Source organism: Flavobacterium melibiosi (genome assembly GCF_048158545.1).
Classification (GTDB): Bacteria; Bacteroidota; Bacteroidia; order Flavobacteriales; family Flavobacteriaceae; genus Flavobacterium; species Flavobacterium melibiosi.
The window spans coordinates 165,043-187,364 of record NZ_JBLNKU010000004.1; the positions used below are offsets into that span (position 1 = coordinate 165,043).

15 protein-coding genes are annotated in these 22,322 nt (G+C 34.7%); 10 read left to right on the forward strand and 5 right to left on the reverse strand.

Annotated elements, in window-relative coordinates; translation table 11 throughout:
* Window positions 1–10 precede the first annotated feature (10 nt).
* Window positions 11–340 (reverse strand): HesB/IscA family protein, encoded by a 330-nt coding sequence (locus tag ACM55F_RS06505; protein ID WP_099714058.1) that lies wholly within the window; start codon window positions 338–340, stop codon window positions 11–13.
* Window positions 341–508: 168 nt separating this feature from the next.
* Here ACM55F_RS06505 and ACM55F_RS06510 point away from each other — a divergent pair, with 168 nt between their 5' ends.
* Window positions 509–1,366, forward strand: a complete 858-nt coding sequence (locus tag ACM55F_RS06510; protein ID WP_416852972.1) for an MBL fold metallo-hydrolase — start codon at window positions 509–511, stop codon at window positions 1,364–1,366.
* A gap of 76 nt (window positions 1,367–1,442) precedes the next feature.
* Here ACM55F_RS06510 and ACM55F_RS06515 read toward each other — a convergent pair whose 3' ends face one another.
* Window positions 1,443–4,715 carry a LamG-like jellyroll fold domain-containing protein gene (locus ACM55F_RS06515; protein WP_416852974.1) on the reverse strand — a complete coding sequence of 1,091 codons (3,273 nt, stop codon included), beginning with the start codon at window positions 4,713–4,715 and terminating at the stop codon, window positions 1,443–1,445.
* A 164-nt stretch (window positions 4,716–4,879) separates the two neighbouring features.
* Between ACM55F_RS06515 and ACM55F_RS06520 the strand changes: the two genes are divergently transcribed.
* The 4 genes from ACM55F_RS06520 (at window position 4,880) to ACM55F_RS06535 (ending at window position 10,568) form a co-directional block, all read left to right on the forward strand.
* Complete coding sequence (locus ACM55F_RS06520; RefSeq protein WP_416852975.1) at window positions 4,880–5,065, forward strand: hypothetical protein; 186 nt, start codon at window positions 4,880–4,882, stop codon at window positions 5,063–5,065.
* A gap of 72 nt (window positions 5,066–5,137) precedes the next feature.
* Complete coding sequence (locus ACM55F_RS06525; RefSeq protein ID WP_416852976.1) at window positions 5,138–6,763, forward strand: S8 family peptidase; 1,626 nt, start codon at window positions 5,138–5,140, stop codon at window positions 6,761–6,763.
* A 175-nt stretch (window positions 6,764–6,938) separates the two neighbouring features.
* Window positions 6,939–8,549 carry a S8 family peptidase gene (locus ACM55F_RS06530; RefSeq protein WP_416852977.1) on the forward strand — a complete coding sequence of 537 codons (1,611 nt, stop codon included), beginning with the start codon at window positions 6,939–6,941 and terminating at the stop codon, window positions 8,547–8,549.
* Between the two features lie 144 nt (window positions 8,550–8,693).
* Window positions 8,694–10,568, forward strand: a complete 1,875-nt coding sequence (locus ACM55F_RS06535; protein ID WP_416852978.1) for a M1 family metallopeptidase — start codon at window positions 8,694–8,696, stop codon at window positions 10,566–10,568.
* A gap of 62 nt (window positions 10,569–10,630) precedes the next feature.
* On the opposite strand, the gene ACM55F_RS06540 is transcribed toward ACM55F_RS06535, so the two are convergent.
* Window positions 10,631–11,569 (reverse strand): L-threonine 3-dehydrogenase, encoded by a 939-nt coding sequence (locus ACM55F_RS06540; RefSeq protein ID WP_416852979.1) that lies wholly within the window; start codon window positions 11,567–11,569, stop codon window positions 10,631–10,633.
* 313 nt (window positions 11,570–11,882) lie between these two features.
* Between ACM55F_RS06540 and ACM55F_RS06545 the strand changes: the two genes are divergently transcribed.
* From ACM55F_RS06545 to ACM55F_RS06565, 5 genes are all read left to right on the forward strand, one after another.
* On the forward strand, window positions 11,883–12,488 hold the full coding sequence (locus ACM55F_RS06545) for a hypothetical protein (RefSeq protein ID WP_416852981.1): 606 nt from the start codon (window positions 11,883–11,885) through the stop codon (window positions 12,486–12,488).
* Window positions 12,481–15,846 (forward strand): transcription-repair coupling factor, encoded by a 3,366-nt coding sequence (mfd, locus tag ACM55F_RS06550; RefSeq protein WP_416852982.1) that lies wholly within the window; start codon window positions 12,481–12,483, stop codon window positions 15,844–15,846. Before ACM55F_RS06545 ends, mfd begins: the two co-directional genes overlap by 8 nt.
* 92 nt (window positions 15,847–15,938) lie before the next feature.
* Complete coding sequence (locus ACM55F_RS06555; protein ID WP_416852983.1) at window positions 15,939–16,295, forward strand: bleomycin resistance protein; 357 nt, start codon at window positions 15,939–15,941, stop codon at window positions 16,293–16,295.
* An 89-nt stretch (window positions 16,296–16,384) separates the two neighbouring features.
* The gene (locus ACM55F_RS06560; protein WP_416852984.1) at window positions 16,385–17,314 is read left to right on the forward strand and encodes a helix-turn-helix domain-containing protein; all 930 of its coding nucleotides are present in this window, start codon (window positions 16,385–16,387) and stop codon (window positions 17,312–17,314) included.
* 280 nt (window positions 17,315–17,594) lie between these two features.
* A complete protein-coding gene (locus ACM55F_RS06565) occupies window positions 17,595–18,362 on the forward strand; it encodes an SDR family NAD(P)-dependent oxidoreductase (protein WP_416852985.1) in 768 nt (255 codons plus the stop codon).
* A 289-nt stretch (window positions 18,363–18,651) separates the two neighbouring features.
* Here ACM55F_RS06565 and ACM55F_RS06570 read toward each other — a convergent pair whose 3' ends face one another.
* Together ACM55F_RS06570 and ACM55F_RS06575 are read right to left on the reverse strand one after the other, a co-directional pair.
* Window positions 18,652–19,539 carry a PorP/SprF family type IX secretion system membrane protein gene (locus ACM55F_RS06570; protein ID WP_416852986.1) on the reverse strand — a complete coding sequence of 296 codons (888 nt, stop codon included), beginning with the start codon at window positions 19,537–19,539 and terminating at the stop codon, window positions 18,652–18,654.
* A 20-nt stretch (window positions 19,540–19,559) separates the two neighbouring features.
* Window positions 19,560–22,319, reverse strand: a complete 2,760-nt coding sequence (locus ACM55F_RS06575) for a T9SS type B sorting domain-containing protein (RefSeq protein WP_416852987.1) — start codon at window positions 22,317–22,319, stop codon at window positions 19,560–19,562.
* Between the last annotated feature and the right edge of the window lie 3 nt (window positions 22,320–22,322).

Below are 22,322 nucleotides of genomic sequence, written 5' to 3' on the forward strand. Positions count from 1 at the left end.
ATTTAATGTTTTACAGAGAAAATGATTCTCCACATCCACAAGTTCTATTGGCATTTGGGTTGTTGAAAACAAATCCTTTACCATTTATTCCTCCTGAAAATTCTAATATTGTTCCGGCTAAGTATAGAAAAGATTTTTTTTCTACAGCGATAGTGATATCGTTGTCTACAAAAATTTTATCGTCGTCGCTTTTTGTTTTATCAAATTTTAAATCATAAGACAATCCAGAACATCCGCCGCTTTTTACACCAACTCTTACGTAGTCGATTGCAGCATCAAAACCATCATCTTTCATTAGATCGATGATTTTTTTTCTTGCAGTGTCAGAAACTTTTATCATAGCTTATATTGATTTTGTCTAAATTAAGGACAAAGATAGTGTATAAAAATCTTTTTCCATAATTGATACCATTTTTATAGCCAATGCAAAAATAGAAAAAACCTATTTGAAACGAGTAAAAGCGTTTGAATTCCTTAACTTTGGTTCCTCTCGAAAAAAAGAAAAAACATGAAATTATATCCTATAGAAACAGGCAATTTTAAACTGGATGGCGGTGCAATGTTTGGTGTGGTACCCAAAACTATTTGGAACAAAACAAATCCTGCCGATGAAAATAACCTGATTGATATTGCGGCACGCTGTTTATTGATTGAAGATGGCAACCGATTGATTTTGATTGATACCGGAATGGGAAACAAACAATCAGAGAAATTTTTTGGATATTATTCGCTCTGGGGAACGCATTCCATGGATAAATCCTTAGCTAAATTTGGTTTTCATCGTGATGATATTACCGATGTTTTTATGACGCATTTGCACTTTGACCATTGTGGTGGAAGCGTGCAATGGAATAAGGACAAAACGGGCTACGAACCGGCTTTTAAAAATGCAAAATTCTGGAGTAATGACAGCCATTGGGAATGGGCAACAAAACCTAATCCCAGAGAAAAAGCATCTTTTTTGTCTGAAAATATTTTGCCGATGCAGGAAAGCGGTCAGCTCAATTTCATCCAAAGACCGGAAGGAGATTTTCTTGAAAAATCGGAACTGGGTTTTGGTATTTTCTTTGCCGATGGACATACCGAAAAGCAAATGATTCCGTACATTCAATATCAGGATAAGACAATTATTTTTTGTGCTGATTTATTGGCAACAGCCGGACACGTTCCTATTCCGTATGTTATGGGATATGATACCAGACCTTTGTTAACCATGCCGGAAAAGGCGAAATTTCTAAATACTGCTGCTGAGAATAATCATTATTTGTTTTTGGAACACGATGCCCATAATGAAATTATAACGGTCGAAAAAACAGAAAAAGGTGTTCGGTTGAAAGAGCGATTTACGTGTGATGAGATTCTTTAAATACTCAAATTAAGATATTAAAAAATCACATTTTCAGATTAATGAAAATGTGGTTTTTAGTTTTAAAAATTTAGAGTTATTCTACCGCTATTTTTCGTGTAGTCGTTATTCCTTGGCTTTGTAAATTTACATAATAAATTCCTTTTGGCACACCAGTTAAATTGATGGTATTGTCATTAGAACCGGATGTAAAGCTTGTTGTTTTTATTAACTTCCCTAAAGCATCATAAACAGTTACTTTTTCAAGAATAACATTATTGATGTGCAATACGACTTTGGTTGGGTTTGGATAGATTGCAATTTTATCAAAAACAGAATTTTGGATGCCTAGAGTGCAGGTTGAAGAGTAGATAGCGGTAGCATCTTTAATTTTGCTCCAATTTTGATTTGAAAAAGCAACATTGTCAACTTTTATACACGAAAGGTTTTTATTGTTTATAAAACTGCAATATAAACCGGTTGCAGTTGTTTTACCAGTGGAAGTAGGTATGATAAAGTTCGTATTATTTCCGTTTTGTAAATTTAAAGTTGTTATCGGATTAAACTCAATAAACAATAGGTTTAGTTCTTTATTTTGTGAAATATCCAATGTAGTTAATTGGTTTGCTATACAGTTTAAAGTTTTTAAAAATTTGTTTTGGCTAAGGTCTAAAGCTGTTAATTCCATATTATAACAATATAACCCTTCAAGGATAGTGTTTGTTGATAGATCAAATGTGGAAATTTTATTAAAACCACAATCTAAAGTCAATAACTCGGTTTGGTTTTTTAAGTCTAAAGAAGTTAAATTATTGTCGTGACAATATAGACTTTGTAAAGCAATGTTTGCGGATACATCTAAATTTGATAATTGGTTATTTCCTATTCCTAAATGAAATAATTTAGTGTTTTGAGATAAATCAATTGAAGAGATTTGATTATTGGAACATTCAAAATTTACTAGTTCGGTGTTTTTTGTAATATCCAAACTTGATAAATGGTTGTCATATAATGCTAATTTGGTTAATAGTTTGTTATTGCTAAGATCAATAGTTTGTATATTATTGCTATTACAATCTAGATAGGTCAATGCAACAAAATCTTTAATCCCCGTCATGTCCGTAATATTACTATTAGAAAGATCTAAATAAGTCAGCGAAGCAATGCTTGAAGTTGGCAGTTTTCCATCAGCAAATCCTGAGTCTATGCCAAGTGCAATTAATTTGTTTTCAAAATTAACATCAGACATAAGTGTATAAGGAGTACAGTCTGTATTATAACTAGCTGAAGTGTCTTTAAATTTAATCCAATAGGTATCGGAATAGGCTTTGTCATCGACCTGAATACAGCTTAAGTTTGGATTGTTTATCAAAGATAAGTTGTAACCGGCAAAATCCAACATCACATTCTTTCCGCTTTTTAAATTAAGGTTTATTAATTTGTTGTTTGAACAAAATAAGCTTGTCAAAGTAACATTTTTCGAAAAATCTAAGCTTGTTAATTGGTTTGTATGACAATATATTTGGGTTAAAGCAACATTTTTCGAAACATCTAAGCTTGTTAATTGATTTGAAGTACAAAATAAATAGTTTAAAGCAATATTTTTCGAAACATCTAAATTTGTTAATTTATTTGAGTCACAATAAAATTGTTTTAAAGCAACATTTTTGGAAACATCTAGTGTTGATAATTGATTCTCTGAACAATCTAGCGTTGTTAAAGAAATATTTTTTAAAACATCAAGGGTTGTTAATTGATTTTTGCTACAATTTAAAAAAGTCAGAGCTACATTTTTAGAAACATCTAAACTGTCAATTTTATTTTCGCTACAACTTAAACTTGTTAGGGCAACGTTTTTCGAAATATTTAAACTGGTTAATCCATTTCCACCACATTCTAATCTTGTTAAAGAAGTATGACCAGTAATATCGAGGCTCACTAATCTATTGAAACCGCATCTTAAATTAGTTAAAGCTTTATTTTTAGAGATATCTAAACGGGTTAAATAATTCCCAGTGCAATCTAATGTTTTTAAAGATACAAAATCTTGAATGCCAGTAAAATCAGTAATTGAATTGGAGGAGGCTTGGAAAGAAGTCAACGAAGATATATTGGAAGTCAACACTTTTCCATCTGGAGTGCCAGAGTCAATTTTTAAGTAAATTAATCTTTTCTCAAAATTCACATCAGGAATTAATGTATAGCCTGTAGGAACTTGTGTGATAATCACATCGACAGTTGTTCTTGCGCTTTCACATCCATTAATTGTTTGAGAAACATAATATTTAGCTGTTTGTAGTACAGTCGATAAAGCCAAAGGGGTTCCTCCTGTGGTATTACTATACCATTTAATATTAAGTCCGGTAACTTGCAAGTTAGCAACTGTAGCAGTGTTGAAAGTCTGTTCAACAGCAGTTGGAGGAGGCGTTTCATTTACAGTAACATTCACAACATTCGAGCGAACTATCATGGTGCTATCATTTACATTGGTGGCCTTTAGTGAGTAATTTCCACTTAAAACTGCTGTATAGTTTGCAGAAGTTTGATTCGGCATTATAACCCCATCTCTCATCCATGCATAGTCATAAGGCCCCGAAGGAGATATTATACTTGTTAACTGAACACTGCCTCCTGTACAAAAAGTTGTAGGGGTGTTTGTAGAAATTGTTGCAGTAACTGTAGCTGAATTGAATAAACCGGTTATCTCGTCCTGAGTCAGCACACGATTCCAAATCCCGATGTCGTCTATTGTTCCTTCGAAATAGTTATCTAATTTATTTCTTCCAATTCTAAAAAGATTGCCAAAACCATTTGTATATAAATCGGCAGAACCACCCATCTTATATACGTTATTTATATATAATGAATATGTGTTGCTGGCATCATCAAAGGTCAATGCGAAAAATGTCCAATTATTATTAAAATAATTTTCCTGGGATGAAAAAGTTTTAGAATCAAACTGTATATCTAAATACCCTTTACGATATAAACTAATTTTAAACCAATAATTTGGGTCAGATATATTTCCATAATTTAAAAGGCAAAAATCAGATTCTTGAGATATACTAGGGGAGTCAGCTTTGAACCATCCTGTAATTGTCCGTGATCCGCCTTTAAGAGGGTAGTTAATTACATTTGCCTCAATGTTACTACTTGTGCCATTGAAAGAGTAAGCACAATTATTAATTCCGAATCTATCAGATGTTAGAGCAACATCTGTGACAGTTCCATTACATCCATTTCCGCTAACATCATTTGCATTGCCAGTAAAAGGATAATAAGCAAGCAAACCATTTGTAGGAACATTTGGGTTTTGAGCGTAAGATGATATATTTATTAAAAATAGCAAAAGGAGTAGTTTTATTTTCATAAATAAAGATGTAGTTTTTTTATTACACAATATTACGATTAATATTACTTTTTTAATGATTTATAGGTGTAATAATTTATTCTGATTTTTAAAATTAATTGTATTTGTCAATTGGTTGCCAGAGATTTTAGTAATACAAGGTTATGGTATTAGTGTCGCATATTATGAATTACGATACGCTGCCTCGGTTAATTTTAAATGAAAAAGAAAAATTCATCAATGCGACAGATGATAATTATTATTATTTGTTTTTGGAACACGATGCGCATAATGAAATAATAACCGTACAAAAAAATCGAAAAGGTGTTCGATTGAAGGAGGTTTTTACTTGTGAGCAAATATTAAAATAGTGTTAATCCTAAATATTTTTGTAACAAAATAATTTATTTTAGACAAATATTTAAAACTTAATATAACAATTAATGAATAGTATCAAACCAATTTATCTATCTGCTTTTGCCATTTTAGCTCTGGCAGGATGCGGCGCTTCAAAACAAGTTTCAAATACTTCGGCGTTAGTTGCCGTAAGCGCACCGTTAAATATTAAAAAAAATGCACCAATAAATGAAAGTGATTTAAAACGCTGGAGTCATTTAGATATAGTAAAAGACACTATTCCTGGAATGAGTGTTGATAAAGCGTATTCCGAATTATTGAAAGGTAAAAAAGGGGTGACTGTAATTGTTGGGATTGTAGATTCTGGAGTGGATATCGAACATGAAGATTTAAAATCGGTTGTTTGGACCAATAAAAAAGAAATAGCAGGAAATGGAATTGATGATGATAAAAATGGATATGTTGATGATATTCACGGTTGGAATTTCTTAGGAGATATTACCAAGGAACATTATGAATATGAGCGAATTATAAAAAATAAAAACCTTGTAGACGAAAAAACGTATCAAGACGCTAAAGTTATAAGTGATAAAAAGATAGCTGATGCAGTAGCTGGAAAAATGCGTTCGGAACAAATGTTACTAACGCTCAATGAGAGTGATGCAATTCTAGTGAGACATTTTGGAAAATCGATTTATACGATTGAAGAGGTGAAAGCACTTGTTTTACAAGAACCGGAAATTCAAAAGAGTAAGGCCGCTATGGAACAAATGTTTTCTTATGGTATGCCTATTGCAGATTTGAAAGTAGCTGTTAAAAAACAACTTAATGGTTTTACTACAGCTTTAAGTGGAGAAAATTTAAAAACCGATTACAGAAAAATTGTTGGGGATAATCCGGAAGATATAACAGATGCCAAATACGGAAACAACAATGTTATGGGCCCGGACAAGGATGGAATTCTTCATGGAACTCACGTTGCCGGAATTGTTGCTCAAACTAGAAACAACACAAAAGGTGGTGACGGTGTGGCAAACAATGTTGAAATTCTAACGGTTCGCGCCGTACCAGACGGTGATGAATATGATAAAGATATTGCACTTGGAATTCGTTATGCAGTGGATAATGGTGCTAAAGTAATCAACGGAAGTTTTGGAAAAAGCTTTTCACCACACAAACAATGGGTTTATGACGCGATTAAATATGCAGAGCAAAAAGACGTGTTGATTGTTCATGCAGCTGGAAATGATGCTAAAGACATTGATTTTGCAGAGAATTTTCCTAACGATTCTGAAGATAAAGTAACAGAGTTTGCTGATAATTTAATCACAATTGGCGCTTTGAATTTTGAATACGGAAATAAAGTGGTAGCTCGTTTTTCTAATATTGGAAAAATTAATGTAGACGTTTTTGCTCCAGGAGTTAAAATTTATGCCACTACGCCAAATGATTCTTATAAATACTTACAAGGAACATCTATGGCTGCACCAAACGCTGCCGGAGTTGCTGCATTAATACGTTCGTATTATCCAAAATTATCTGCTCAACAGGTAAAACACATTTTGATGGATTCAGGAGTGGCGATTACAGCAGAGGTTATTGTTGCTGGAAAAAGTAATGACACTCGCTCTTTTACCACCTTATCTAAATCTGGAAAAATAGTGAATGCTTACAATGCTTTATTGATGGCTGAAAAAATGTCTAAAAAATAACAGTTCCAATTTATTTATAAATGGAGGGGCAAATTGTCCTTCCATTTATATTTTAACAGATATAAGAATTCATTATTTTAATTTTCGACCAAATCTTAACAGAGTGTTAATCCATTTATATTCTCTTGTAAAAAGACATAATTTAGGCCCCGCATTTAATTTTAAAAATTTATAAATGAACACTATTAAACCAATCTATTATTCTGCCGTTGCTTTTTTTGCATTAGTGGGATGTAGCGCTCAGAAACAAGTTCCCAAAAGTATTGCGCCTATTGCTGTAACGAGTCCATTAATTATTAAGAAAGTTGCTCCTATAAGCGATGCAGATTTACAACGTTGGAGTCATTTAGATTTAGTAAAAGATACGATTCCTGGAATGAGCGTTGATAAAGCGTATTCCGAATTATTAAAAAATAAAAAAGGAGCAAAAGTTATCGTGGGAATTGTAGATTCAGGAGTTGATATTGATCATGAAGATTTAAAATCAGTGATTTGGACCAATCCAAAAGAAATTGCCGGTAACGGAATTGATGATGATAAAAATGGGTTTGCTGATGATATGCACGGTTGGAATTTTCTTGGCGATTCAGGATTCGAAAATTTAGAGATGACCCGTATTCTGAAAAAAGCAGATGATGGATCAATAACCTATAAAAATGCTAAAGCAGCTTATGAAAAAAAGTACAACGAGGCTTTAGAAGGGAAACAACAAGTAGATTTTCTGTTAAATACTAATAAAATAATACAAACACACTTAAATAAAAGCGATTATTCGCTTGAAGAGCTGAATGCAATTGTTAGTACGGATGAAATTTTGAATAGAAGCAAAATGATTATGACTCGCGTTATTGGACAGTCAGGTCCTACATTTAGTGCTGGTATTGAAGAATACAGAAAGTATATTTACGACCAATTGAATTATAATTTGAACAAAGATTTTAATGGCAGAAAAGTTGTTGGTGATAATCCTGATGATATAACAGATACCAAATACGGAAACAATATTGTTTATGGACCGGATAAAGAAGAGGCATTGCATGGAACCCATGTTGCCGGAATTATTGCTCAAGTGAGAAATAACAATATTGGTGGTGATGGAGTTGCAAATAATGTCGAGATTATGGCTATAAGAGCCGTTCCTAATGGTGACGAATACGATAAAGATATTGCTTTGGCGATTCGCTATGCCGTTGATAATGGTGCTAAAGTAATCAACGGAAGTTTTGGAAAAAACTATTCGCCACACAAGCAATGGGTTTTTGATGCTATAAAATATGCTGAAAAGAAAGATGTTTTGTTTGTACACGCATCAGGAAATGAGGGGAATGATATTGATTTAGAAAAAAACATCAGTTTCCCAAATGATTCGGAAGACAACAAAATAGAGTTCGCAAATAATGTTCTTACTGTTGGAGCCTTGAATAATGCATATGGAGAGTCGGTAGTAGCGCCTTTTTCGAATTATGGAAAAATTAATGTTGACGTTTATGCTCCGGGAATGGAAATTTACGCATCAGTGCCAAATAATAAATACAAATACGAACAAGGAACATCGATGGCTTCACCAAATGCGGCTGGTGTTGCGGCATTGATTCGTTCGTATTATCCAAAATTATCGGCAGCACAAGTCAAACAAATTATGATGGACTCAGGAACACCGCTACCAGCAACGATAGAATTGGGAGAAACTCAAGATGAAAAATTAAATGCTGAGACTTCAAAATCAGGAAAAATGGTTAATGCTTACAATGCCTTGATTCTAGCTGAAATAATGTCAAAAAAATAAATTCAATAATTGTTAATCTAAAGGGAGAGCGCTTGTTCTTCCTTTTGTATTAAAGAAATATTGAAATCACCAAGATTCAAAAATATGAATCCATACAAATAATTACAATTCTATATTCCATTAAAAAACAAATTTTATCCTCGTATGAAAAAATTCCTTTTACTATCTTTTGTTGCACTTAATTTTGGGTCTCTATTTGCCCAAAGTTCCACTTATTGGCAACAACATGTCGATTACAAAATGGATGTTTCCATGGATGTGAAAACCTACCAATACAAAGGGAAACAAGAATTAGTTTACACCAATAATTCTCCGGATACTTTAAAGAAAGTGTATTACCATTTATTTAATAATGCCTTTCAGCCCGGAAGCGAGATGGATGCCAGAATCCAAAGTATCAAAGATCCAGACGGAAGAATGGTCACGAAAATAAAACTTGGTGATAAAGAAGTCAAAGAAAGCCGCATTAAAAATTTGAAACCAAATGAAATTGGGTATTTGCGAATTTCTAATTTTAAACAAGACGGAGTAGTTGCTAATGCAAAAGAGGTTGGAACTATTCTTGAAGTGATTTTGGCAAAGCCAATAGCACCAAATACTAAAACTACATTCACATTAGATTTTGATGGACAGGTTCCAATTCAGATTCGTCGTTCCGGAAGAAATAATGCCGAAGGTGTCGAATTATCGATGGCGCAATGGTATCCAAAAATTGCCGAATTCGATTTTGAAGGTTGGCATGCTGACCCGTACATCGCCAGAGAATTTCACGGTGTTTGGGGAAATTTTGACGTGAATATTACTATTGATAAAAATTATGTTTTAGGCGGTACCGGTTATTTGCAAAACAAAAACGAAATTGGTCACGGATATCAAGACCAAGGAGTTGTTGTGTCTGTTCCAAAGAAAACAAAAAACCTGACTTGGCGTTTTACAGCGCCAATGGTTCATGATTTTACTTGGGCTGCTGATAAGAATTACATTCACGATGTGGTGAAAGGACCTAATAATGTTGATTTGCATTTCTTGTATAAAAACAATCCAAAATATATTGAAAACTGGAAAAACCTACAACCTAAAACGGTTCAGTTGATGGAGATTTACAACAAAACGGTTGGAGATTATCCATACAAACAATATTCTGTGATTCAAGGTGGTGATGGCGGAATGGAATATGCCATGTGTACCTTGATTTTGGGTCAAGGCGATTTCGAAGGTTTGCTAGGGGTTACCGCTCACGAAATGGCACATTCTTGGTTTCAACATGTTTTGGCTTCCAATGAATCAAAACATGGATGGATGGACGAAGGATTCACTTCTTTCCTTGAAGATTTTGGACTGAATGAAATTGCAGATAAGAAAATGGAAAACCCATTTTCAGGGGCTTATAAAGGGTATTCCTCAATGGCGAATTCAGGAAAAGAATTGCCTCAAACCACACATGCGGATCGTTTTGATGAGAATAGAGTGTACAGCATCACTTCTTACAGTAAAGGAGAACTTTTCCTGACACAATTAATGTATTTGATAGGAAAGGAAAATTTAATGAAAACCTTGAAGAAATACTACCAGGATTTCAAATTCAAACATCCTACGCCAAATGATATCAAAAGAACTGCTGAACGTATTTCAGGAGCAAATTTAGATTGGTATTTGACCGATTGGACAGAAACTACAAATACTATTGATTATGGTATCAAGGATGTAAAGGAAAATGCTGATAAAACAACTGTTACTTTAGAAAGAATTGGAAGAATGCCAATGCCGATTGATCTGACTGTTGAATATAACGATGGAAGTAAAGAAAGTTTCTACATTCCGTTGCGCATGATGAGTTTTGAAAAAGAAAATCCGGATCCTTCATTAAAAAGAACGATTCTGAATGATTGGGCCTGGGCGTATCCAACTTTTGAATTTAGTATTTCGAAATCGAAAGCTTCCATCAAAAAAATCACCATTGATCCAAGCGGATTAATGGCCGATCTAAAACCAGAGAACAATACGTATCAATTGAAGTAATATTTTGTAACCAAAAAAGTCTAGTTCAAAACTAGACTTTTTTGGTTTGTATTTTTAAGGAACTATTTTAAATGTTCCAACATATCGACTGTCATGGTTTCCAGATCAAATTTATGTTTCCAGTTCCAATCTTTTCGGGCTTGTAAATCATCAATACTCGCCGGCCAGCTATCGGCTATTTTTTGACGAAAGTCAGGTTTGTAGGTAACGGTAAATTCAGGAATGTGTTTTTTGATTTCGGTAGCAATCTCCGTTGGCGTAAAGCTCATTGCCGCTAGATTATAAGAAGAATGAATTTTAATTTGTTCAACTGGCGCTTGCATAATTTGTATTGTGGCAGCAATCGCATCATCCATATACATCATGGGCATTTTAGTTTCTGATGATAAAAAACATTCGTAGGTTTTGTCCGAAAATGCTTTATGAAAAATATCTACGGCATAATCCGTAGTTCCGCCACCAGGAGGCGTAGACCAGCTAATTAAACCGGGATAACGTATGCTTCGCACATCAACGCCAAAAATATTGTGGTAGTATTCACACCATCTTTCACCCGCTTGTTTACTGATTCCATAAACCGTTGAAGGTTCCATGATGGTATATTGTGGTGTATTTTCTTTGGGTGTTGTTGGGCCAAAAACAGCGATGCTGGAAGGCCAGAATATCTTTTTTATTTTTTTGGCTTTCGCCAAATTCAAAACGTGAAATAACGAATTCATATTTAAATCCCAGGCAAAAGCAGGGTTTTTCTCGGCCGTTGCCGATAATAATGCCGCCATTAAATAGATTTCATCGATTTGGTGAATCTCTACAAGATGCTCAATCTGATTAAAATCCAGCGCATTTACCACTTCGAAAGGACCGGAATTAACCACATCATTATTCAGTTTTCGAATATCAGAAGCGATTACGTTTTCTGTTCCATATATTTCTCGCAACTTATGGGTAAGTTCTGTTCCAATTTGGCCGCAAGCGCCTATAATTAATATTTTAGTACTCATTTTTGTCTGTTTTGAAATACAAAGATAACGTTTTCGTAAATAACACAATTTTGATATAAAAAGTTATAAATTTACTAAAACAGCATTAAAAATGATGGTAAAATTCTTAATTTTTGTTTTTTAAAATATAAAAATAGCTTTGGGAATATTAGATTGTTATTCCTATGCTGTAATTCGTAATTGTGAATTTACTTTGTAACTTTGTACTCTAGTTAAAATTTAAATGAAATGAGCATAACGGGAGTTTCATACTAACAAGATGGATGCTATTTTCGAATTGCATCTACCCATTAAAAACAATAAATATCCACAGATGAAATATAAAATAGCGGTCTTCTTTTCTATGATTTTCATTTTGTTTTCGTGCCAAAATGACAATCAAAAGCGGTTAGCCGAAAATAAAAAAGAGATTAAAAAAAGAGAAATCATATTTAAAAACATAGAGAAAGGCTGGGTTTTTTATGACACGCCTATAACGGAGGCTTCTGAAGCAAGTATCGCTTCTTGGAATGAATTCCGCATGTTTCTTGCTGAATTAGCCCAAAAACCTAAAAAGACTATCGGGGCTTTTCAACAAAAAGCAAAAGCACTTTCTAAAAAAGTAATGGCTTTGAATGATAATATTCCGTATCAGTTTAACAAACCTCAGATAAAAAGCAGAATTTCAACGGTAATCACTAAAGTACGATTGTTGGATTTATTCATTCATTTAGATAATATTCCAGATAAAAAAGTGACATTGCTAGTTTCCGAAATCAACTTGGAATTGGTTTCACTACAAAGACAAATGGACAAAATTGTGGAGAAAAGTAAGATTCCTGTTGAAGAAGGTGAATCTGACTTATTGAAAATGATGGATACCACAAGAGCCATTCCTAACACACCAATTATCGACCCAAATCTGCCACGCGTTGAGTAAAAAAGCCTTATACAATACCTACGATAATTCGCCAAAAACCCAGCAAATAGTTGCTCGTTTATTGGAAAACAACCAAGTCAAAATACAGCTGTCGGGACTTTTGGGTTCTGCACTTTCGTTTGTAATCCGTTCTGTTTTTAAGAAATCGGAACTTCCTTTTTTGGTTGTTTTAAACAATAAAGAAGAAGCCGCTTATTATTTGAACGACCTCGAACAGATGATTGGTGACCAGGATGTTCTGTTTTATCCCGGTTCGTATCGTCGTCCGTACCAAATTGAAGAAACGGATAATGCGAATGTTTTGCTTCGCGCCGAAGTACTAAACAGAATCAATTCCCGCAAAAAACCAGCCGTTATTGTAACCTATCCCGAAGCATTATTCGAGAAAGTGGTAACCCGAAAAGAATTGGATAAAAACACGTTGAAAGTATCGGTTGGAGACAAAATTTCTATCGATTTTATCAATGAAGTATTGTTCGAATACGAATTCAAAAGAGTTGATTTCATTACGGAACCCGGAGAATTTTCGGTTCGTGGGGGAATTGTGGATGTGTTTTCGTTTTCGAATGATAATCCGTACCGAATTGAGTTTTTTGGAGACGAAGTGGAGAGTATCCGTAGTTTTGATGTAGCGACCCAATTGTCTATTGAAACGCAAAAAAAGATTACCATAATCCCCAATGTAGAAAACAAAGTTTTTCAGGAAAACCGAGAAAGTTTCTTGGATTATATTTCGGAGAAAACGGTAATTTTCATTCAGAATACCGAGAATTTATTGTCGGAATTAGACAAACAATTTGGCAAAGCTGAAGAAGCTTTTGCAAAATTATCCCAAGAAATAAAACGTGCTGCACCGGAACAATTGTTCTTGAATCAAACGGAGTTTATAAAAAGAGCCTTAGATTTTTCAATTGTTGAATTGAGTTCGAAACCTATTTTTAGAACCACTAAAAAATTCGAATATCACATTCAGCCGCAACCGTCATTCAACAAACAATTTGATTTGTTGTTGAATAATCTGAATGAAAATCATTTCAACGGTTACAAAAATTATTTATTTTGTTCCAATGATGCCCAAGCCAAGCGATTTCATGATATTTTCGAAACGTTGGACGAGGCCAATTCTGAGAATATTCGCAAGCAATACAACACGATTGTTTTGCCTTTGTACCAAGGATTTATTGACGAAGAAAACCAAATAACCTGCTATACGGATCATCAGATTTTTGAGCGCTATCATAAATTCAGCATTAAAAATGGGTATTCGAAAAAACAAAATATTACTTTAAAAGAACTCACGACACTTTCTGTAGGCGATTATGTGACGCATATTGACCACGGAATTGGACGTTTTGGAGGATTGCAAAAAATACAAGTCGAAGGTAAAACACAGGAAGCTATCAAGCTCGTTTATGCCGATAATGATATTGTGTATGTGAGTATTCATTCGCTGCACAAAATTTCAAAATACAACGGAAAAGACGGGACACCGCCCAAAATTTACAAATTGGGTTCGAATGCTTGGAAGATTTTAAAACAAAAAACCAAGGCGCGCGTCAAACATATTGCATTCAATTTGATTCAATTGTATGCCAAGCGACGATTGGAAAAAGGATTCCAGTTTGCACCCGATAGTTATTTGCAAAATGAACTGGAAAGTTCCTTTATTTATGAAGATACGCCGGACCAAACCAAATCAACGGCAGAAGTAAAAGCCGATATGGAAAGTGACCGCCCGATGGATCGCTTGGTTTGTGGGGATGTGGGTTTTGGTAAAACCGAAGTTGCTATTCGTGCTGCTTTTAAAGCAGTCGATAACAGCAAACAAGTTGCGATTTTGGTTCCCACAACTATTTTGGCGTACCAACATTATAGAACTTTTACGGAACGATTGAAAGACATGCCGGTTTCTGTTGGCTATTTAAACCGTTTCAGAACGGCCAAACAAAAAGCGGAAACCTTAAAACAATTAGCCGAAGGAAAACTCGACATTGTCATTGGAACACACCAATTGGTCAATAAAAATGTAGTTTTCAAAGACCTTGGATTATTGATTGTGGATGAAGAACAAAAATTTGGTGTCAACGTAAAAGACAAACTCAAAACCATTGCCGCGAATGTCGATACGCTGACTTTAACAGCAACGCCAATTCCGAGAACATTGCAATTTTCATTAATGGCGGCGCGCGATTTATCTGTAATTACTACCCCTCCGCCCAATCGTTATCCTATTGAAACAAATGTAGTTGGGTTTAGTGAAGAATTGATTCGGGATGCAATTTCGTATGAAATTCAACGAAACGGTCAGGTTTTCTTTATCAATAATCGAATAGAAAACATCAAGGAAGTCGCAGGAATGATTCAGCGTTTGGTACCAAATGCCAGAGTTGGAATTGGGCACGGACAAATGGAAGGAAAAAAACTGGAAGAATTGATGTTGGCTTTCATGAATGGAGAATTTGATGTTTTGGTGGCAACCACCATTATCGAAAGCGGTTTGGACGTTCCGAATGCCAATACCATTTTTATCAATAATGCCAATAATTTTGGATTGTCTGATTTACATCAAATGCGCGGTCGGGTAGGGCGTAGCAATAAGAAAGCGTTTTGTTATTTTATATGTCCGCCATATTCTGCCATGACGGATGATGCTAGAAAACGAATTCAAGCTTTGGAACAATTCAGCGAATTGGGAAGTGGATTTAATATTGCCATGAAGGATTTAGAGATTCGTGGTGCCGGAGATTTATTGGGAGGCGAACAAAGTGGTTTTATCAACGAAATCGGTTTTGATACGTACCAAAAAATCATGAACGAAGCCATTGACGAATTGAAAGAAAATGAATTCAAGGATTTGTATCCTGAGGAAAACAATTTGGAAACCAAAGAATACGTGAAAGACCTGCAAATCGATACTGATTTTGAGTTGTTATTTTCGGATGAATACATCAATAATGTTTCGGAACGATTGAGTTTATATAATGAATTAGGCGCAGTGAAAAATGAAGAAGAACTCATCATTTTTCAGAATAAATTAATAGACCGTTTTGGTCCTATGCCGCCACGAGCCAATGCGTTAATGAATAGTATTCGAATCAAATGGATTGCTACCCGTATTGGAATCGAGAAATTGGTAATGAAACAAGGCAAGATGATTGGGTATTTTGTATCGGATCAACAATCGGATTACTATCAATCGAATCGTTTTCAGGGTGTCTTGCAGTTTGTTCAAAAACACAGTTCTATTTGTAAAATGAAAGAAAAACAAACGCCAGCAGGGTTAAGGCTTTTGTTGACTTTTGACAATGTGAAGAATACTAGAACAGCATTGGAATTGATGGAGTTGTTGGGGAAATAGAGGATAAATGTTCAATTTTATAGTGATTGAGATTAAAAGTGAACAGTTATTTTAAATTTGGCTTGTATTGAAAAAATTAAATTGAAATAGATATGTTTACAGACATTAATCCCAAACTGCCGATGCGTAATAAAGCGATTACGCGAGACTACTATTTAAACGAATTGGGTTTTGAGGAATATGGCAATGCTGATTTTGAGGGCTACCTTATGGTGCAAAAAGACAGTATTCAAATTCATTTTTTTGAATTTAAAGAACTTGATCCAAAAGAAAATTATGGACAAGTTTATATCAGAACGGACGATATTGACAGACTATACCAATCATTATTGGACAAAAAAACAAGCATCCATCCAAATGGACATTTGGAAATCAAACCTTGGGGACAAAAAGAATTCGCTTTACTTGATCCTGACAACAATCTGCTGACTTTCGGGCAGAGTATGTAATGAAGTATTTTGGCAAAAGCGTTTAACCTTTTAAAGACTGGAAGCTTTAGCTTTAATTTGTATATTTGATTTTTACAAATTCATTCTCAATGAAACTAAAATCAATAGACGAGTTTTACCAGGAAATCTCTGGAGACTCTGTTACGGAACCGAATGCATTATTGCCTAAGGGTATCCAAAAAGAAATTGGTCATTTCAATGTTTTTAGTATCAAAGAACTTTATGAAAGACTGAAGGATAAGTCTTTTATGCCTTACGACAGGAGAGCGTATTATAAAATAAGCTTGATACGAGGAAAAAACAGAGCAGAATATGCTGATAAAGTAATTGACATTGAAAAGAATGCTCTTTTATTTGCTACGCCAAAAATTCCCTATCATTATGTTCCACAAGACACGCAACAGTCGGGAAATTTTTGTGTTTTTACGAGCGAGTTTTTAACAAAAGATAAAAGCGGAATTGAGCTTGACGAACTTCCTATTTTTAAATCAGATGGCTATCCTGTTTTTGAACTCTCTGATGAGGATGCAATAGAAATTGATTTGATATTCAAAAAGATACATAAAGAAATCAATTCTGATTATGTGTATAAATACGATTTGATTCGGAATTATGTGGCAGAGTTAATTCATTTTGGACAGAAACTACAACCGATAACAGCCTTATATTCTAAGCATAATTCGGCTGCCAGAGTTTCTTCCTTATTTGCGGAATTACTCGAAAGACAATTCCCGATAGAGTCACCTCGTCAACGTTTAGAATTGAAATCGGCTAAAGATTTTGCAGCTCGTTTGTCCGTTCATGTCAATCATTTGAATAAAGTTTTAAAAGAGAACACGGGTAAAACGACTACTGAGTTAATCAGTGACCGATTAATACATGAAGCCAAGATTCTATTAAAAGAAACCGATTGGAATATTACTGAAATCGCTTATTCACTCGGTTTTGAAGAGTTGGCTCATTTTTCTAATTTTTTCAAAAAGCAAACGGCATTGACGCCATTATCTTTTAGGGTTTAAATAAATTGAATCTTTTTAAATCTTCAGAATCTGCGTGCCAATTTATTGTTTTCACGCAGATTTTGCAGATTCAGCAGATTTTTATTTTGCCTTTTGAGAATTACTTATTGAATAACAAGACATTTAAGCGCATAAAACAGTCAACCTTAAATGAACTTACATCTCTTATATGGTTTAAAAATAATGATTTGAATTTCGCAAACTCTGGATTGATATTTACAATTCGCTAGCGTTACTTCTACACTAATTTTGTAGTATTAATTTAAAACAACTATTTAAGATGGAATCAAAGAGAAATAAAATAGCATTAGTAACCGGCGGAAGCCGTGGGTTAGGAAAAGACATGGCTTTGAATCTTGCCAAAAAAGGACTTGATGTAGTGCTAACCTACAACAGTAAAAAAGCCGAAGCTGATGATGTTGTTACCGAAATCGAAAAACTGGGGCAAAAAGCAGCAGCCATTCAATTGAATGTTGCCGATGTGAGTAGTTTTGATTTGTTTTTTCAAAATATAGCTAGTATTTTAAAAAGTACTTTCGGTGCCGATAAAATCGATTTTTTAATCAACAATGCGGGTGTTGGTCTTCACGAAAGTTTTTTGACAACTACCACAGCTCAATTTGATGATATGGTTAATATTCAATTCAAAGGACCCTTTTTTCTGACTCAAAAAGCTTTGGAGGTACTGAATGACGGTGGTGGAATTGTAAATATTTCGTCAGGATTGACCCGTTTTTCATTTCCGGGATATTCAACCTATGCGAGTATGAAAGGAGCGATGGAGACATTGACTAAATATCAGGCAAAGGAATTGGGAGAAAGAAAAATTAGAGTCAATATAGTGGCTCCGGGTGCTATAGAAACTGATTTTGGTGGAGGTGCAGTTCGTGATAACGAACAATTAAATCAATTGATTGCTTCGTTAACGGCTTTAGGAAGAGTAGGTTTGCCCGATGATATTGGAGGCGTAGTGGCCTTTTTGTGTACAGACGATGCTAAATGGGTGAATGGACAACGCATAGAAGTTTCGGGAGGGACGAATTTGTAATACCTAAATTATAAGTTTAAACGTTCAAGTGATTTTTTAAATCTTATAAGAGATGTAAGTTCATTTAAGTTGGACCATTTTGAATTTATAAATGGTATAATTGTGTCTTTACTTTTTAATTGATAATAAAAAAGGGTGTATGAAATCAATTCATACACCCTTTTAAGTTTTAAAGTCATTGTTTTTATATCATTATTTTATAATCACTTTTTTGGTAACGTCAAGATGATTCGTGTTAACATAAAAAAACACCTCGCGAGAGGTGTTTAAAACAAAACTCAAATTATAATTAAAACTTATATTGTAATAAAATCTCATTTGTATTTTTAGCACTGGCCATCGTTGATATAGTACTCATTTCATAAGCATATCCAATGATGAATTTCTTGTTAAGAATAAAATTGGCCATTGCAGCATAGGCTTTATCTGTTCGATACAATGCACCAACTTCAAAATTATTCTGTATTTGCAACATGGTGCTGAAATCAACAGAGAATGGAGCAGCAGTAACATATCTAGCCAACAAAGAAGGTTTTAATACTAATGTACCTGCTGGATTAAGATTAAAATCATAACCACCGCTTAGATAAACTCTTGGTTTGTTGGTTTCTACTGTTGCATATCCATTATCATTTTTTGCGTTTTGGATATTTAATAATTTTGGAACCGAAAGCGATACATAGAATTTTTCGCTTTTTAATAAGGCACCCGCACCAAAGTTGGAATTAAAGGTGTGTATGGAACCAAAAGCAGGGTCTGCTTCAACGGAATACAGTTCTAATCCAGCTGTATTTAGATTAAAATTAGTACCACCTGCGTTGATACCCAAATACAAATCGGTGCTTTGAGTCATTTTTACTTTATAAGATAAATTAATATCTACAGCCGTTTGCTTTTCTATAAAAGTAGAAGAATTGACCACAGCGATACCAAACCCAAGATTATTTGCTATTGGCATTCCAAAAGAAACTGCCTGAGTTTTTGGTGCATTTGCAATTCCGCTCCACTGATTTCTAAGGGAACTTGTAATTACAGTTTGCTCATCAACACCTGCATAAGCGGGATTGATAACATTCATGTGGTATTTGTAAAAAGCGAATGAGCCTTCTTGTTGGGCAAAAACTGAACTGCCAATTAAGAGTAGTGCGGCTGCCAATATATAATGTGTTTTTTTCATGTTACTTTTTTATTTATAAATTATTTAGCTATGTAAATCCAACCTTGTTTGTCAATAGAACCATCATTACCTAAATCAATTTGATAGAAATAAGAACCTACAGCTACAATTGAACCGGTGTTTTTATATTCTCCATTCCAATCATTTTGGTAATCTTTAGAAAAATAGACTTCTGCTCCTGTGCTGTTTAATACGCGAACGGAGGAATTAGGATGATTTATTAAATTATTTATAAACCAAGTGTCATTTTTACCATCTCCATTTGGAGAAAATCCTTCGGCTACATTTATTTCAACTAAATCACATGCGTCACCAATACCATCATGGTCAATATCTGCCTGATCTTGATTATACGTTGTAGGACAGTTATCATTTACATCCAAAACACCATCAAAATCATGGTCTTCATTATAGACTTCGATTGTGAAATTTTTGGTTGTAGTACCAATTGAATTCGTAGCAGTAACAGTATAGTTGATTGCAGTTGTCTCTACAGTTGGTCTTCCGCTTATTGCTCCAGTGGTGGTGTTAAAACTCATTCCGGTGGATAAAGAAGGATTGATGCTAAAAGTCGATACCGGATTTGAAGTTACAGTAGGTACTACCGCTTCCATTACTATATTTATTGGTAACTTAAGGTTTCCAGCATATGCTAAAGCTGTTGGTATTCCTTGTATTTCAATACTAATTGTTTTTGAAGAAAAACCATAGCTATTGGTTGCAGATACTGTGTATACTGTTGCAGATTGAATGCTTGTTGGCGTTCCACTGATAATACCAGTAGCAGAGTCCAATTGAAGTCCTCCAGGTAATGCAGGATTTACAGTATATACAAGATTGCCTAAACCTTCATCTACTGAAGGAACTAAGCTTGTAATAGCTGTATTTGTAACAAAAATAGTAGGGTTAAGATAGTTTAATTTACTTGGTGCGGAAGGGATTAAAATACTATATTCTGCGGTCGTTTTATTAAAAATAATGTTATAAACACCGGCTGTTGGAACAGTTATAGGATTAGCATCCACAACTGCTGTTCCTGATGGGAAGTCAGTTCCTCCCCAATTGTAAGGTAAGGTCCAAGCGTGGTCGCCTCTAAATTTTAATGCGCCTGGTATTAAAGAAACTCCGTCAAGTGTATAAATAATACCATTTGAAGTCGTCATATCCGTATCAGTTACCCAAGCTCCCGGAGTAGCATCTCCAAATATACTTATGGTTTGAAATGTAAAACTGTAAACTCCAGTTATTTTATTAAAAGTGATGTTGTAAATACCGGCATTTGGTATAGTTATACCATTTCCATCAACAACTGCTGTTCCTGATGGAAAGTCAGTTCCTCCCCAGTTGTAAGGTAATGTCCAAGCATGATCCCCTCTAAATTTTAATGCACCTTGTACCAGAGAAACTCCGTTAATTGTGTAGTGAATGCCATCTATAGTTGCCATGTCAGTATCCGTATTCCATCCGCCAGGAGTCGCATCACCAATTAAACCTACTATAGCATATACTATTTGCGGGGTGGCAAATGTATAAGCTCCAGTCGTTTTATTAAAAGTAATATTATAAATACCAGCAGTTGGTATAGCTATGGGGTTAGCATCAACTACTGCTGTTCCTGAAGGAAAGCTTGTTCCTCCCCAATTGTAAGGTAATGTCCAAGCGTGATCCCCTCTAAATTTTAATGCTCCTTGTACTAAGGAAACTCCATTAAGAGTGTAAATGGTACCGTTAGTAGTTGTCATGTCAGTATCGGTTACCCAAGCTCCCGGAGTAGCGTCTCCAAATATACTTATCACTTGATAGTTTACTGGTGGAATCGTAATTGAATAGGCTCCAGTCGTTTTATTAAAAGTAATATTATAAATACCAGCAGTTGGTACAGGTATAGGATTAGCATCAACTACTGCTGTTCCTGCTGGAAAATCTGTTCCTCCCCAATTGTAAGGTAATGTCCAAGCGTGATCCCCTCTGAATTTTAAAGTACCAGGAATCAGAGAAACTCCATTAAGGGTATAAATAGTACCGTCAGTGGTAGTCATGTCAGTATCGGTTACCCAAGCTCCCGGAGTTGCGTCTCCGAATATACTTATGGTTTGAAATGAAAAACTATAAACACCAGTCGTTTTATTAAAAGTAATGTCATACCTACCTGCAGTTACTATAGTTATAGGACTAGCATCAACTATCGCTGTTCCTGAAGGAAAGCTTGTTCCTCCCCAATTGTAAGGTAAAGTCCAAGCATGATCCCCTCTAAATTTTAATGCTCCTGAAACTAAGTTAACTCCTTTCAGCGTGTAGGTTATCCCATCGGTAGTTGTCATGTCAGTATCAGTTACCCAAGCTCCCGGAGTGGCATCACCAAAAATGCTTATTACTTGAAAGCTTACTGGTGAAACGGCAAACGAATAAACCCCGGTAGTGCTATTAAAAGTAATGTCATAATTACCAGCAGTTGGTATAGTTATAGGATTAGCATCAACTACTGCTGTTCCTGAAGGAAAAGCAGTGCCTCCCCAATTGTAGGGTAATGTCCATTCGTGGTTTCCTCTAAATTTCAATGCTCCTGGAATCAAAGCAACTCCGTTAAGAGTATAAGTCGTTCCATCAGTAGTGGTCATATCAGTATCTGTTGTCCAGCTTCCTGGAGTTGCATCTCCAAAGATACTGATCGTTAGAAAAGCTGAATTCTGTTTTTCTTCCGAAATAAGCGGTGGCTTTTTTGCATTTGCAAAAGAAATTGTCAAAAGACAAATAATAAAAAAGAGTAATTTCTTTTTCATAGT

Coding starts and splice junctions, on each gene's coding strand:
- ACM55F_RS06515 (WP_416852974.1), bottom strand. CDS start 4,715: ATGAAAATAAAACTACTCCTTTTGCTATTTTTAATAAATATATCATCT.
- ACM55F_RS06530 (WP_416852977.1), top strand. CDS start 6,939: ATGAACACTATTAAACCAATCTATTATTCTGCCGTTGCTTTTTTTGCA.
- ACM55F_RS06525 (WP_416852976.1), top strand. CDS start 5,138: ATGAATAGTATCAAACCAATTTATCTATCTGCTTTTGCCATTTTAGCT.
- ACM55F_RS06540 (WP_416852979.1), bottom strand. CDS start 11,569: ATGAGTACTAAAATATTAATTATAGGCGCTTGCGGCCAAATTGGAACA.
- ACM55F_RS06520 (WP_416852975.1), top strand. CDS start 4,880: ATGAATTACGATACGCTGCCTCGGTTAATTTTAAATGAAAAAGAAAAA.
- ACM55F_RS06510 (WP_416852972.1), top strand. CDS start 509: ATGAAATTATATCCTATAGAAACAGGCAATTTTAAACTGGATGGCGGT.
- ACM55F_RS06565 (WP_416852985.1), top strand. CDS start 17,595: ATGGAATCAAAGAGAAATAAAATAGCATTAGTAACCGGCGGAAGCCGT.
- ACM55F_RS06575 (WP_416852987.1), bottom strand. CDS start 22,319: ATGAAAAAGAAATTACTCTTTTTTATTATTTGTCTTTTGACAATTTCT.
- ACM55F_RS06560 (WP_416852984.1), top strand. CDS start 16,385: ATGAAACTAAAATCAATAGACGAGTTTTACCAGGAAATCTCTGGAGAC.
- ACM55F_RS06555 (WP_416852983.1), top strand. CDS start 15,939: ATGTTTACAGACATTAATCCCAAACTGCCGATGCGTAATAAAGCGATT.
- ACM55F_RS06505 (WP_099714058.1), bottom strand. CDS start 340: ATGATAAAAGTTTCTGACACTGCAAGAAAAAAAATCATCGATCTAATG.
- ACM55F_RS06545 (WP_416852981.1), top strand. CDS start 11,883: ATGAAATATAAAATAGCGGTCTTCTTTTCTATGATTTTCATTTTGTTT.
- ACM55F_RS06570 (WP_416852986.1), bottom strand. CDS start 19,539: ATGAAAAAAACACATTATATATTGGCAGCCGCACTACTCTTAATTGGC.
- ACM55F_RS06535 (WP_416852978.1), top strand. CDS start 8,694: ATGAAAAAATTCCTTTTACTATCTTTTGTTGCACTTAATTTTGGGTCT.